Consider the following 14,190-nt stretch of genomic DNA (forward strand, 5'->3'; position numbering starts at 1 on the left):
AGCAGTGCTTCTTATTTAATTACACAATAAATTGTTCATTACTTCTTCAAGTAATACGTTCGGCTTTAATACCTCATTTTCCGTACGCCATCCAATAAATCCATCTGGTCTTATTACTACCGCTCCTCCATTTTCTATCCCGTATAGTTTTCTAAAAAAGTTACCTTGATCGATAAAATCACCAGTTAAACCTACCTGATACACTTTTATCTTTACTCCTAATCCAGATGAAACAACATTTGCAGCTTCAGTCCAAGTACTAGGCTCTGCTCCAGTAAGTAACACAAAGTTGCTACCAAATAGATCAAGTATAGAAACTTCTTTTCCTTCATAAGTTCCCCAAAAATGTGGCGCACGCGTTCCCGGGCGTCCGTTCAAATCAACTATATTCATTCTATGCGGTGTGTTACATTCGTCTATAATTGCTTCTGAGCAATACTGATAACCAGCAGTGACAGCTAAACTATCCATATTACTCAAATTACCTTCCTCTCTATTCGCAGCACGAAATAATATACTACTCGCATGGTCCGTCGTTAATTTTGCAACAGGATATCTCTCGTTATGATACGTTTCTAACAATTTTGGATTTGCTTTCCCTTTTATAACAGCCGCTAATTTCCAAGCTAAATTATGTGCATCTTGTATTCCTGTATTTGAACCGAATCCTCCTGTTGGCGGCATAATATGCGCCGAGTCACCAACTAAAAAGATGCGATTTTCCTGAAATTTTACCGCTGTACTTTCACTCGCTTCCCACGGTAAAACACTTACTATTTCTGGCTTAATATCCGTACTTCCAATTGCAGTTTGAATAATTTGTTTACAGCGTTCTATAGAGAAATCCTCTGGTCGCTCCCCTTTTACTGGATCATAAGCTACATGATAAATCCATTTACTTTCGTTATCGACTGGAATAAGCGCACCAATTACTTCTGGATGAAGTATCATAGTAAAACCGAATGCGTCTCCTTTAATAAATTCACTCAAATCCGCTTCAAAATATATGTTCATATAATAACCACCGATTGTACCACGGCCCTCAGTTAGAATACCTAGCTGTTCACGTATTTTACTTTTCGCTCCATCTGCTGCAATTACATAATCACAATGAATCATGCTCTCTTCTTTCGTGTCACGATTTCGAATAGTTGCTATTACTCCGTTCTCATTTTGTTCATAAGAAACCAGTTCATGATAAAAAGATAGCTCTCCGCCTAATTTTTTCGCGCATTGTAACATCATCTCTTCTAAAGTAATTTGATAACAAGCAGTTTGTTTTGATGGGCTAATCTCTTCCACTTTACGAAATGAATTTTCGTTATTTTCATACTGCGCCGCCCTTATTTGTTCCAACTCTTCATGCTTTACCTCAGCTATTGTTTGAACTGCAATTCTTCCGTGACAATTCTCTAATGCTTTACCAGCTAATCTAATTCCTTTTTCTAGACCCAGTTCTCGGAATAATTCCATTGTGCGAAATGTAATTCCACCCGCTTTCGGATGAATCGCAGTAGACGGATGCCTTTCAATAAGTACATAATCAATGTTATGTTTCGCAAGAAATAATGCAGACGATAATCCTGATAATCCCCCTCCAACAATTAAAACTGGTACATGTTTCGATTCCATACATTTTCCCTCCACATATATTCTTCTGAGCTCAGTGACATAAATATAATCAAAAAACCAACAAAAATATAGACTTATATTTCATTTTGAATTATCATATAGATAGATTACGCCCCAAATTACTTTTATCCTTTCATACATCTACAAATCACTTAATTTGTGTGTGTATGAAAGGATAAAAAAGAAGGCCCTACTTTACTTTGAACTATTCTCTGATATAGACATCAAAAATAATAAAAACATTATAAGCGGTCGTAACCTTGTAAATTATACAAGGTTACGACTGCTTATTTTATTGTTAAATGGCTACCCTTTATCCTCGGCAGACATCGTATTGTTAAATCATTTTCTACCTTTCAACTCCATTATTTTCTATTCCCTATAATAACTACTCCATAATTTTCAATACGTAAAAATGGATTCGTCTCGATTTTCTTTCTCAATATTGCAGCTCATACAACATTCATGTAGCATTACCGTATCGATGTAATGGTTCATCATCTTAAACCTTTCGACTAATTATTGGAGGTATAGTGATTGAAATGAATAAACAAGAACAATTAAATGTTATTAAAGAAGATTTTATTAATTGTCAAAAAGTATTAGTAGCAATTGGTGACGAAACACGTCAAGCTATTTTGTTAGTTCTAATGAAAACAGAATGTCAAACTGGATTACGTGTTGGCGAAATCACTAAACAAACACACCTTTCTCGACCAGCAGTATCACATCACCTTAAGATTTTACGAGAAGCTGGTATTATTTTAATGCGTAAAGAAGGTACAAAGAACTTTTATTATATTGACATACGTACAAAATTAGGATTATTAAAAAATCTTGTATTAGATATTGAGAAGCTACTGCAAAACTTTTATTGAACTTTGGAGGTATAAGAAATGAGAGCAATGGTGATTGATAAGTATGGGAAAGTTCCAATGCGCATGACTGAGATGCCCACCCCTGAAATAAATCAGTATGAGGTGCTCGCAGAAATTCATGCAGCTAGCATTAACCCAATTGATTTTAAAATACGCGATGGAAAAGTGAAGTTGTTACTTAAATATAAAATGCCCCTTATTCTTGGTAATGACTTTTCTGGTGTCATTGTAAAAGTCGGAACAAAGGTGACTCAATTTAAAGTTGGTGATGAAATATATGCACGTCCAAGAAAAGATAAGATCGGTACTTTTGCGGAATATATAGCCATTCATGAAGATGATATAGCCCTAAAACCGAAAAATTTAACTTTTGAGGAAGCGGCGTCGATTCCTCTCGTTGGCTTAACATCATATCAAGCATTACATGACATCATGCAATTACAAAAAGGACAAAAGATTTTGATTCACGCTGGATCCGGCGGTGTTGGTACTTTCGCAATTCAGTTAGCAAAAATAATGGGTGCCACTGTTGCAACAACTGCTAGTGAAGCTGGTGAAAATTTAGTAAAGTCTATTGGCGCAGATGAAATTATTAATTACAAAAAAGAAAAGTTTGAAGATATACTGAAAAATTATGATGCAGTATTTGATACACTTGGCGGTACAACACTTGAAAAATCATTCGATATTATAAAAAGCGAAGGGAACATTGTTTCCGTTTCAGGAATGCCGAATGCTCGCTTCGGTAAAGAATTTGGTTCAGGATTTTTCAAAACACTCTTATTTTCATTAGCAAGCAAAAAACTTACTGCACTTGAAAAAAAGCATAATGCTCAATATTCGTTTTTGTTTATGAAACCAAGCGGAGATCAATTACGTATAATTGCAAAGTATATTGAATCTGGACAAATCAAACCTATAATCGATCGCATTTTCCATTTTGAAGATACTCAAAAAGCAATGGAATATTCAGAGTCTGGAAGAGCAAAAGGAAAGATAATTGTAAAAATCAAATAATAATAAAACTCCATTTTTTTAAAATGGAGTTTTATTATTTGCTGTTAAATAGACATAGTGCAGTGAAGTCCTTACAATAGATTTCAAGGGGAAATATCATATTATACTTTTAGCTAATTTTACAAAGAATACATACGTACAAATACATAATAAAAAAATAAACAAGGAGGAGATAAAATGACTAAAAATAATGAAGCAGGTTGGAATTTAGATAATAGTTATACAACTTTACCACAATCATTTTATACAGAAATCCCCCCAACTCCTGTACACTCACCGGAGTTAATTAAACTAAATAATTCTTTAGCAATATCTCTTGGCTTTAATCCTGAGGAACTAAAAAAGGACGCTGAAATCGCCATTTTAGCTGGTAATACTATTCCAGAAGGAGCTCATCCACTAGCTCAAGCGTATGCTGGGCACCAATTTGGTCATTTCAACATGTTAGGAGATGGTCGTGCCCTTTTAATTGGAGAACAAATTACTCCTTCAGGCGAACGGTTTGATATTCAATTGAAAGGTTCCGGTCCAACTCCATATTCGCGCCGTGGTGATGGTCGCGCTGCACTCGGTCCAATGCTACGTGAGTATATTATTAGTGAAGCGATGTACGCGCTTGATATTCCAACTACTCGCAGTTTAGCAGTAGTCTCAACTGGCGAAACAATCTATCGCGAAACGAAGTTACCTGGAGCTATTTTAACTAGAGTTGCAAGCAGTCATATACGCGTTGGAACATTCCAATACGCCGCAGCTCGAGGCTCAATCGAAGATCTCAAAGCTTTAGCTGATTATACGATAAAAAGACATTATCCAGAGGTTGAATCTACTGAAAATCCATATGTCGCACTACTACAAGAAGTCATTAAGAGACAAGCAAGCCTTATCGCAAAATGGCAACTCGTTGGCTTCATTCACGGCGTAATGAACACTGACAATATAACGATTAGCGGTGAAACGATTGATTACGGTCCATGTGCCTTTATGGATAGTTATAATCAAGGAACAGTATTTAGCTCTATTGACACACAAGGCCGTTATGCATACGGAAATCAACCATATATGGCTGCATGGGATCTCGCACGTTTAGCTGAATCTTTAATACCGATACTACATGAAGATGAAGAAGAAGCACTAAAAATTGCACAAGATGAAATTTCAAAGTTCAGTGTGCAGTACGAAAACAATTGGTTCCTCGGAACGAAGAAGAAATTAGGACTATTTAGCAATGAAGAGCAAGATCAATCACTTATTGAGAAACTTTTAAAAGCAATGGAAAAATATAAAGCAGATTATACAAATACATTCCGTGCATTAACTGACAATATATTAGAAAATGCACCTTTATTTGAAAGTCCTGAATTTAAAGAATGGTACGAGCTATGGCAATCTCGGTTAGAAAGACAAAAAGAATCGAAAGATGATGCATACAAATTAATGAAAAATAACAACCCAGTAATCATCCCTCGAAACCACAGAGTAGAAGAAGCACTAGAAGCAGCTGTTAAAAATGGAGACTATAGCGTAATGGAGAAACTTCTTCAAGCTTTAGCAAATCCTTATGAATATTCTCAAGAACAAGCGGATTACTGCACGCCTCCAGCGCCGTCGAATCGTCCTTATCGTACTTTTTGTGGGACGTGATTGTTTAATATGTAAAAAGGTGTGTTCATACAAATTGTGTGAACACACTTTTTTTATACACTTCCCTTTTAAACAGATAGACTGAAGCATCTTATAGTTATCCTTACTATATTCCACACTCCCCTCCCTTAAACTAAAGAACAAAACTGACTTTATTCCAATTTGTTTAATAATAAATCCACTAAACAAATATTGAGAAATATAAAACCCCATTTCTAAATATTATTATTTTTGATAATATGTTTTATAAGAATATTCAAAAAGTGAGGGGATTTCATGAACGTTCAACTACAAGGTAATGAACAAATTACAAAACTATTTAATGATTGGTATTTAGCTATGCTAAAGCAAGATGTTTCACAGGCGACGAATTTAAAGCATGAAATTGAGGAAAAGGAACTACATTTTAAAGAAGACGAAAATTTAGCATTATACTATTCCTTACTAGATTTTCGCTATAAAATTTTAACAGCTAGTTTAAGTATTACTAAAGATAGTTTTGATAAGATAGATTCTTATACCATCTCATCTAAACATCCACTTTCTTATTACTATAATTTGTTTAAAGCGATTTATGCTACTTTAACAACAAATTATAACTTAGCGAGTAAACATTATGAAAAGGCAGAGAAACTATTAGTCAATATTTCAGATAAATTAGAGGAAGCAGAATTCAATTATCGATTCGCTATCTTTAATCAACATTTTTATAAACCTATTGAAGCAATTCAGCAAGCAACAAAAGCCAGAGAAATTTTCATTACTGAAAAAGGATTTGAAATAAAATTAGCGCTTTGTGACAACATAATTGGTTCTTCATGTGTATTTTTAAAACAATATGAACAAGCAGAGGAAAAATTCAATTCTGCTCTTTCTATTTTACAAAAATTCAACGAGAATGCTTTAGTTTTAAGTGTTCGCAATAATCTAGGTTGGCTCTATGCAAGTCAAAACCTTTCTCCTCTAGCAATTCGACATTTATCAGAAGTTACAACAAAAATACCTACACATTTTAAAGCGACCTTTTTACAAGCTAGAGAACATTCTAAACTTGGTGAAATAAATATTGCGGAAGAACTTATTAAAAAAGGATTAAAAGTTTGTACAGAACTAAATAATGAAGAATATATACTTCATTTTAAAAATTTAAATTCATTTAACAATAATGAGTCAACTGAAGATCTAGAAAAAATTATTCTTGAAGGAATTACTTATTTCGACAAAGAATCTTTATATAACTACACTCAAGAGTATTCAGAGAAACTAGCTGTTAAATTTTATGATGAAAATAATCATATAAAGGCGAGTGAATATTTTCATAAAGCGTTACAAGCAAAAGAAAAAACGTTTGAGAAAGGAGCTCTAAAATGATTAAAAAAATTAGTTCTCTCGTTTTAGGATTATCTGTTATTGGTATTGTGTCTATTGGAATAAATAGTTCATTTACATATCAAGCAAGTCATGCCGATCTTCCTGCACCACAAAGACCTGATTTTGTTCAATCAGTTGACGTTAGTAAAGACTACAACACGACAACAGCTGAAAAAGCACTTTAAAAAATGAAAGACCTTCAATTAAGAAGGTCTTTTTAAAATGCGCTTATTTAGTTAATATAATCCAATATTTTTTCATAGCCAAATGGTAACACCCATGATACTAAACAGCCTATCATAATTGAAACACTTAATAAAAAAATAAATTTCCGAAATGATATATCATTCCTCTTTTACCCCGTAAAACAAGCCTTTGTTATAACAAAAACAGTCATCATTATGATAGTCGCTGAAAAGATGGCTACTAAAAACACTTCCATTTTGTTTCCCACTATAAAATATCCTAACTTTAATTTTACCATTAAATGAGTATAACAAAGACAAACTATTTCTTAATATACGGTTTTCTATATGCCTCCGACGGGATTCGAACCCGTACTCCTTTCGTAAGCATAGGCTAAGGGGAACACGCTTCCCTACGGAATTTCACCGACAGGAGTTTCACCTGTCTCAGCTTATTTGCTTTTCGGTGCTTCTGAAACCTTCGCCTTGCGACCCGGTTCTACACTGTTTTCCGGCGCTCTTCCCTTCTAGAGCTACGGAGGCAGTTTTTCTTTCAAGTAAAAGATATTTCTACAAAAATAGAAATATCCCTTTACTTCATATGAAATCACTCTATTTCTTTCATCAAATCAGCAATCCCCCTACTCCCCTCACTACCAACTTTCTCAAGTTCCTCCACAACTAATTTCCGTCTTTGCCCAGAATGATTTTGACTTAACTTCGCTTTTCCTTCTATTTTATTTATCTTTATTTTGAACCCAACTATTCCCCTACTTAATCCTTCCATATAATTCGGATCTACATCATTCAGTGAGTACGTGCTCTTTGGATTTTCATATTTATGTACTAAATCTTGAAGAGAATCTATTAATTCCTGTTCATCTTCAACAATTTCTAACTCTCCATATACATGGACCGCAACATAGTTCCATGTTGGTACTGCTTTATTTGTTTCATACCATGACGGAGAGATGTAACTATGTGGTCCTTGAAAAACAGCTAACACTTGTTGATTTTCACTATCTTTCCATTGCTCATTTGGACGTGCAAAATGCCCGGATAAAGTAAGTGTTTCCCTATTTAACAATAACGGTAAATGCGTTGCGTACGGTGCTCCGTTATGTTGAGAAAATAAAGTTGCAAAGCTATTTTGTTCAATAATTTCGTACTTCGTCTCTTCATCTTGTATAGTGAAATGTTTTGGTATGTACATAAGCTCCCTCTTTTCTTATCTTCTTATTTCTCATTATATTTACGAGATTTATTATTTGGCAGGGGCAGATTGTAATTGTTTTATAAGGTCAGTTCATATAGTAAAACCTCTTCTTCAAAAACAATAGGTGGCATTATATGATTTCTGCCACCTTAGTCTATTTTCGTATTGATACAAACTCTTCTATTCAACTATCCTTCATAGCTTTTTCTAATACATATTCAATGAATTCCGTTTTACCTAAGCTATAACCTCTGAATATGCGTATCCTTAAAATCAGTTTCATACTTCAATCCATACCCAAGCATTCGATCCATTCCAATATGTGCTGTCCATATTAAACCAACCATTAAAATTGTATCCATCTTTAAATAGACCCCTATTAAAACAAGTAATATTGATATGATATATGTGTGAAATAGATTATAAATTTGTGCACCAACACGTTTGTTAATAGCGTACGCCACCATTGCTAAATCAGGTGCAAAAAGTAATACGATAAATAATAACCAACTAAATCCACATAATGCATATATATAAATCGCAGCTAATAAGACGACCAATCCTTCAAAGTGTATAATTCGTTTCTCCAAAATTCATCATTCCTTATCTGCTAGCTTGAAAATTTTATTCGGATTTAAAATATTTTGCGGATCAAGAGCTTTCTTTATTTTCTCCATTACCAATAATGCCGCACCATGTTCTTCTTCTTGATACTTCTGCTTTCCTATTCCAACGCCATGCTCTCCTGTACAAGTTCCGCCACGCTTAAGAGCATACAGTACAATACTTTCATTTATTTCGTCCGCTTTTTTCACTTCATCTTTATCATTTGGATCAATCATTAAGAGCACGTGAAAATTCCCGTCTCCTACATGGCCAAGAATACCACCAACAAGGCCCACCTTATCTAACGTCTCTTTCGCATTTTGAATCGCGCCAGCTAACTCTGAAATTGGCACACATACATCTGTACTCATTAGCTTTTTACCAGGGTAACTATGAACGTAAGAATAAGCTAAGTTATGTCTTGCATCCCATAATTTATTTCTTGCCGCAGTTTCAGTTTCAAAAGCAACTTCTTTACATTTATGATCAAAAACAATTTCCTTCGTAAACTCGATATCTTGCGTTAATCCCGCTTCATTTCCGTGAAACTCTAAAAACAGTGTTGGTTCTTCTCTGTAATTCGTTTCGTTATAATGATTTACTTGTTTCATAGATAGTTCATCAACAAGCTCTATTCTCGCAATTGGAATACCAGCTTGTAGTATGTTAATAACAGCTTCTACTGCATCATTTATAGTTGGAAACGATGCTCTCGCAGCCATAACATGTTCTGGTATGCCGTATACTTTTAATGTTAGCTCTGTAAAGCATCCAAGCGTACCCTCTGATCCTACGAAAATACCATTTAAATGATAACCTGATGATGACTTCGCCGCTAAATTGCCAGTATGTATCACTTGCCCATCAGCAAGCACCACTTCTAAATCACGAACTTGATCACGCATTACGCCATACTTAACCGCTGTCGTTCCGCTCGCATTCGTAGCAGCCATGCCTCCTAACGTTGCATCTGCACCTGGATCTACACTAAAAAACAAACCGTACTTTTTCAATTCTTTATTGAGCTGAGAACGAGTCACTCCTAGTTGTACTTTCACAAGAAAATCTTTCTCTCTTATTTCAAGTATTTTGTTCATTAATGAAAAATCAACTGTAATCCCCTTTTCATAAGGAATTATATGACCTTCTAAACTAGAACCTACTCCAAATGGAATGACAGGTTTTTTATGCTCACTCGCTACTTTCATTATTGCTCTAACCTCTTCCATCGTTTTTGGAAAAACAACTACATCAGGTAAACTACTATTATGGTAAGATTCATCTTTACTATGTAACTCTCTTACTGTCTTATTAACCACTACTTGATCTTCAGGAAGTACATCCTTTAATTCATTTACTAATCGCTCAATTGTTATTTCCATTACGCACTCTCCTTTTATATTATTTACTCTGCATTAATTATACCATTTTTATACATAATAATCAGAATAGTTAGATTCCTGAGGTTTTATATAAAAAAAGAACTTGCAGTATTCCCTACAAGTTCTTTTTTAAAACTATATTTTAGACGATTTTTTCAATAAAATCATAAACCAAACTAAAGTAAATGCCATCAGAGAATGAGAGAACCCTACAATATAAGTTAACCCTTTAAAGTCCGCTCCATTTAGTTGAAGAAGTCCTCTCGCTGCTAGCGAACCTAACATTAAAGTTAATGCGATATTATGTAAAATAAACCAGTTATTAAATCCTTTCACTTCATGAAACGCGAATACTTTCGCTAATCCTAAAGCAATTAAAAAGAAGAAAAAGCCAAGTACTAACGTATGCGTATGCAAAAGATTTAATAAAGTAGAGCCTAAAATCCCTTTATATTTTCCATACTCCCTAGCAAATATTCCTGACAATAAACCGATAATCAAATAAGTAAACGATGCATTATATAATTTCTTCATTATGTACCTCCTTAAGTAGAATGTGTAGTATGTCATATTTAGTAATAATGATAGTTATATAGTAAAAACTCCTAGTTTCCTAGGAGTCATTGTATAAGTATCTCACTCTTTACAATCAATCCTAATTATAAAATATCCTTTTATACAAAACAATCGAACTTTATGTGAACAGTAACTCTCAATTAAAATAACTTGCACTTTTATTTCGCACAATCCATACTAATTGTTATAACTTTTAAAGGGGGTGCAATAGATTGATAGTTCTTGAAACTGAAAGACTCACTCTTCGCTGGCTCGATGTAAAAGATGCTCCGTTTATTCTTGAATTAGTAAATGATCCTGCATGGATTCAATTTATTGGTGATAAAGGCCTTAAAAACTTAGAAGATGCAAAAAAATACATCTTAAACGGACCCGTCGATATGTACAATAAAATGGGCTTTGGTCTTTACTTAGTTGAACGAAAAGAAGATCTCACTCCACTTGGTATGTGCGGCCTTATTAAAAGAGATTCATTAGAAGATGTTGATATCGGCTTTGCTTTTTTAGAAAAATTCCGTTCAAAAGGGTACGGCTATGAATCAGCTGCTGCAGTAATCGAATACGGTGTACAAAAGCTCGGAATGAAACGAATTGTAGCAATTACTTCTATAGATAATGTTGCTTCAGGCACGCTGTTAGAAAAAGTAGGATTGCGATTCGAAAAAATAATTTCAGACTCAGGAGAAGATCTAAAATTATTCGGGTATAACGCATAACAAAAAAGGGTCGCCATTCATGGCGACCCTTTTTTTCACTTCACTTCTACCGTATAATTCCCTGTTCCACCACCATACTGGTATACATGTAAATAGTACTTCCCTGGATACGTATAGTAACTACCTACTAATTTATTTCCTTGTTGCTGTGCATACGTAACATAATTATTTAAATCTGCTTCTGAATAAAGAACCCAGTTTACTCCGATATTATTTTCCTTCGTTACATTAATTTGAAGGTTTTTCGCAGTTTCTATATTTATTTCAAAGTAATCACTCGTATCACCGTTTCCTAAACTAGCACGTAAAACTTGATTTAACTGCAGTTTATTTGCCGTTTGGAATGAATTATTTGGCTCTTTTTCTACACTGTTATCTTCTTTCTTTTGAACCGTTACACTTGTTGTAGCAGTATTAGTTAACCCTTTATCGTCTGTTACTGTTAATTTCGCTGTATACGTCCCTTCTTTTGTATAAACGTGAGTTGGATTTTGTTCATTACTTACAGTACCATCACCAAGCTCCCATTTATAAGAAATAATTTTCCCATCTTCATCTTTTGATCCATCGCTTTTAAACGAGATCGCTTCATTCGTATGTCCGCTATACGGACCATTTATAACCGCGACCGGCGCTTTATTCACAGCACCTTCTTCTGTATTAATACCGTGGAACACAACATCATATTCAAATTGCCCTGATGCATTTACACGGTAATTCACGAAGTAAGCTGTTACTGTTTTATAGCCTGTCCATTCTTTTGCACTTAAACGTTTTAACGTATCATTTACATTTTGCGTAATTGTTTTCCAGTCTTCATATTCTCCTTTTGCAGCAGTACCTGTATACGTTCCTTGCAGTGTAAATGTATTAAAGAATTGTGATTTATTTTTCTTTACTGATACATTACTTAATTTTGCTTCCGCTGTAATTTCTGCGGCAATATCTGAAACTGGTTTCGGTGCATGAGTTGCTAAATAATCATCTGACACTAACGGAACATTATATTTCTCACGATTGTCTACTAACATTTGCATATAGTCTTGATACTCTTTATTTAAATTCGCATCTTTACTTAAAGCAGAACGGTATGCATCATATGCTGTTACATCATTTTTCCTAATAAGATCATGAACTTTATCAAACATATCGTATCTCTTATTGTACATATACGATTGTAAAGCAAAGGAATAATTGTAGAAATCCCACGTTCCATACTTTGCATTTAACGTTCGCTCTGCCGTATAACGTTCTGCTGGATTCGAAGATAGTCCTCCTATAATGCTCTTTCTTGGAACGACGTTGTCCGTTCTCGTTGCACCTGCAAAAAACTCAGCATTCCCTTCTTCAAACCAAGATAATCTCTCATTCTCATACATCTTACCTTGTCCCCAAAGTCCTGGCACTTCATATCTACCTTGTAAATAATGCGTGAATTCATGTCGGAACAATTCTTCTAAACTATAAATACTTTCTTCTGGCGTACGTTCATAAGTAAAGAACGTACCTGTTCCTTCTATATAAAGACCGCCGTTATTCGTTTCATACCCGTACAATTGACGATTAAATTGATATTCAGCCGGGCTATTATAAATAACCATCGTTAATACATCATCTGGATTTCCTTTTTCTAACGGTTGGTCACTTTCAACCGTACGATGGAATTGTGCCTTCACTTCTTTTGCTGCCCAATATAAACGTTTAACTTTCTCCTCAGTCACTTTATCTCCCGCTTTTAAAACAATTGCACCATCATCAAACGTATACGTTTTCGGCAAATACTTTTTCTTCCCATCTTCTCGTATTTGATCTAAATTAACAACGTTACCGTTTGCATCTTTCCCGCCATAATTCGTCGTAATTTGCTCAGCTGCTACGAAATATTGCTCACCTAAATAAGGATAGATTTTCATCGCATCTGTTACAACTTGTAATCCTTTTGTCCCTGTACTATGGAATGTGCCGAGTCTACCTGTATAATAAATGCCATTATTAATAAGCCATCCGTTTTTCTCTGTAATCGTTCCCATTAACGCAAATCTACTTAACTCATTAATATAACTATCTATTTTTTGGTACCATACTGTATCTTTCGGTGCTTTTCTCGTATCGTACAAATACGATTGAATATCATAATCGACACCTTGCATAATATCGTAAATCGCATTTCCGGCTGAAAGATTATCTACCAATGTAGAAAAATTATCATTATATTGCTTAAAAATCTTTGCAGCCGATGTTACCGTTTCCACATCACTCGAAGCATTTCCTATTAATTTCCCATATGATGATACAACTTTATTTTGTTCTAACGTACCGAGTTTGAAATTTGGATTGTTCGCAATCGTTTTTAATGCAGGTAAGCACTTGTCATGATAGCTACGTTCATTTAGTTTACTTAATTCTGTATTATAAAACCCTAAATAAAACCCTGATCGCAAAACTTCCACTAATGTCTCAATCCCTTTTGAATCGTCTTGCGTATAAGCCTGTCCTTGCTGCTTCAATTTATCAATAATTGCCTGCATCCTACTATCATTTTGATAGAATGCAAGACTGTCCTTATTAAACTGAAATAGCCCCGTAATTTGCTCCCAATCGATTGTTACAAGTAAATCTACTAATTGTTGATTGCTTAATTGATTTAATTCAGCAATTGTATAAGTTTTCGCTACAGCTAATTGCTTACTTTCCTTTTTTACTTCAGGCGGTCTTTGCGATAAATCAGCAAATTGTAGCCTTTTCTCAAAAGACTTGCTTTCTAATACTTTCGATGAATGAGCTAATTCTTCCACGGGCAGTTGTACACCAACCGGCTCCACTTTTAGCACATTTCGATATGAAACTTGCTCTCCCTTAGTATCTTCCGCCAATATGCTTCCTTGAAAACTCCCTAACATTAAACTAGCAAAACTTACCCCTACTAAAACTTTTTTTGAATAGCCTTTCATGCTCTCCCCTACCTTA

Annotated in this window: 12 protein-coding genes and 1 pseudogene; 6 read left to right on the plus strand and 7 right to left on the minus strand. The window is 34.5% G+C overall.

Features of this window, described 5'->3' with window-relative positions; genetic code table 11:
- Window positions 1-15: 15 nt before the first annotated feature.
- Window positions 16-1,632: an FAD-dependent oxidoreductase gene (locus NSS97_RS17850; RefSeq protein WP_341113670.1), complete on the minus strand. Its 1,617-nt coding sequence runs from the start codon at window positions 1,630-1,632 to the stop codon at window positions 16-18.
- A 533-nt stretch (window positions 1,633-2,165) separates the two neighbouring features.
- Here NSS97_RS17850 and NSS97_RS17855 point away from each other — a divergent pair.
- The 5 genes from NSS97_RS17855 to NSS97_RS17875 all read left to right on the plus strand — a co-directional run bounded on the left by NSS97_RS17855 (window position 2,166) and on the right by NSS97_RS17875 (window position 6,727).
- Window positions 2,166-2,510 carry an ArsR/SmtB family transcription factor gene (locus tag NSS97_RS17855; RefSeq protein ID WP_002033417.1) on the plus strand — a complete coding sequence of 115 codons (345 nt, stop codon included), beginning with the start codon at window positions 2,166-2,168 and terminating at the stop codon, window positions 2,508-2,510.
- 18 nt (window positions 2,511-2,528) lie between these two features.
- A complete protein-coding gene (locus tag NSS97_RS17860) occupies window positions 2,529-3,527 on the plus strand; it encodes a zinc-binding dehydrogenase (RefSeq protein WP_107886540.1) in 999 nt (332 codons plus the stop codon).
- 177 nt (window positions 3,528-3,704) lie between these two features.
- Entirely contained in the window at window positions 3,705-5,171 is a 1,467-nt protein-coding gene (locus NSS97_RS17865; RefSeq protein WP_016127388.1) for a protein adenylyltransferase SelO, read from the plus strand.
- A 276-nt stretch (window positions 5,172-5,447) separates the two neighbouring features.
- Window positions 5,448-6,542: a response regulator aspartate phosphatase gene (locus tag NSS97_RS17870; RefSeq protein ID WP_107886538.1), complete on the plus strand. Its 1,095-nt coding sequence runs from the start codon at window positions 5,448-5,450 to the stop codon at window positions 6,540-6,542.
- Window positions 6,539-6,727 (plus strand): Phr family secreted Rap phosphatase inhibitor, encoded by a 189-nt coding sequence (locus NSS97_RS17875; protein ID WP_000592011.1) that lies wholly within the window; start codon window positions 6,539-6,541, stop codon window positions 6,725-6,727. Before NSS97_RS17870 ends, NSS97_RS17875 begins: the two co-directional genes overlap by 4 nt.
- A gap of 47 nt (window positions 6,728-6,774) precedes the next feature.
- Here the strand turns inward: NSS97_RS17875 and NSS97_RS17880 are convergent.
- The 5 genes and pseudogenes from NSS97_RS17880 to NSS97_RS17900 form a co-directional block, all read right to left on the minus strand.
- Window positions 6,775-6,984: pseudogene (locus tag NSS97_RS17880) on the minus strand (hypothetical protein).
- 350 nt (window positions 6,985-7,334) lie between these two features.
- The gene (locus NSS97_RS17885; protein WP_044439986.1) at window positions 7,335-7,940 is read right to left on the minus strand and encodes an FMN-binding negative transcriptional regulator; all 606 of its coding nucleotides are present in this window, start codon (window positions 7,938-7,940) and stop codon (window positions 7,335-7,337) included.
- Between the two features lie 245 nt (window positions 7,941-8,185).
- The gene (locus NSS97_RS17890) at window positions 8,186-8,533 is read right to left on the minus strand and encodes a DUF4260 domain-containing protein (RefSeq protein ID WP_000415340.1); all 348 of its coding nucleotides are present in this window, start codon (window positions 8,531-8,533) and stop codon (window positions 8,186-8,188) included.
- Between the two features lie 6 nt (window positions 8,534-8,539).
- Window positions 8,540-9,931 (minus strand): FAD-binding oxidoreductase, encoded by a 1,392-nt coding sequence (locus tag NSS97_RS17895; protein WP_341113674.1) that lies wholly within the window; start codon window positions 9,929-9,931, stop codon window positions 8,540-8,542.
- A gap of 135 nt (window positions 9,932-10,066) precedes the next feature.
- Entirely contained in the window at window positions 10,067-10,465 is a 399-nt protein-coding gene (locus NSS97_RS17900; protein WP_044439983.1) for a DUF2871 family protein, read from the minus strand.
- Between the two features lie 254 nt (window positions 10,466-10,719).
- On the opposite strand from NSS97_RS17900, the gene NSS97_RS17905 reads away from it, so the two are divergent.
- Window positions 10,720-11,223: a GNAT family N-acetyltransferase gene (locus tag NSS97_RS17905; protein WP_044439982.1), complete on the plus strand. Its 504-nt coding sequence runs from the start codon at window positions 10,720-10,722 to the stop codon at window positions 11,221-11,223.
- Window positions 11,224-11,258: 35 nt separating this feature from the next.
- Here the strand turns inward: NSS97_RS17905 and colA are convergent, their stop codons facing one another.
- Window positions 11,259-14,174, minus strand: a complete 2,916-nt coding sequence (gene colA, locus NSS97_RS17910) for a collagenase ColA (RefSeq protein ID WP_341113676.1) — start codon at window positions 14,172-14,174, stop codon at window positions 11,259-11,261.
- Window positions 14,175-14,190: the final 16 nt, after the last annotated feature.

Origin of the sequence: Bacillus sp. FSL R12-0074 (genome assembly GCF_038005725.1) — a bacterium.
GTDB classification, from domain to species: domain Bacteria; phylum Bacillota; class Bacilli; order Bacillales; family Bacillaceae_G; genus Bacillus_A; species Bacillus_A mycoides.

Excerpts from the sequence above, each read along its gene's own strand:
- NSS97_RS17885 (WP_044439986.1), bottom strand. The coding sequence starts at position 7,940 with ATGTACATACCAAAACATTTCACTATACAAGATGAAGAGACGAAGTAC.
- NSS97_RS17895 (WP_341113674.1), bottom strand. The coding sequence starts at position 9,931 with ATGGAAATAACAATTGAGCGATTAGTAAATGAATTAAAGGATGTACTT.
- colA (WP_341113676.1), bottom strand. The coding sequence starts at position 14,174 with ATGAAAGGCTATTCAAAAAAAGTTTTAGTAGGGGTAAGTTTTGCTAGT.
- NSS97_RS17865 (WP_016127388.1), top strand. The coding sequence starts at position 3,705 with ATGACTAAAAATAATGAAGCAGGTTGGAATTTAGATAATAGTTATACA.
- NSS97_RS17875 (WP_000592011.1), top strand. The coding sequence starts at position 6,539 with ATGATTAAAAAAATTAGTTCTCTCGTTTTAGGATTATCTGTTATTGGT.
- NSS97_RS17870 (WP_107886538.1), top strand. The coding sequence starts at position 5,448 with ATGAACGTTCAACTACAAGGTAATGAACAAATTACAAAACTATTTAAT.
- NSS97_RS17900 (WP_044439983.1), bottom strand. The coding sequence starts at position 10,465 with ATGAAGAAATTATATAATGCATCGTTTACTTATTTGATTATCGGTTTA.
- NSS97_RS17860 (WP_107886540.1), top strand. The coding sequence starts at position 2,529 with ATGAGAGCAATGGTGATTGATAAGTATGGGAAAGTTCCAATGCGCATG.
- NSS97_RS17850 (WP_341113670.1), bottom strand. The coding sequence starts at position 1,632 with ATGGAATCGAAACATGTACCAGTTTTAATTGTTGGAGGGGGATTATCA.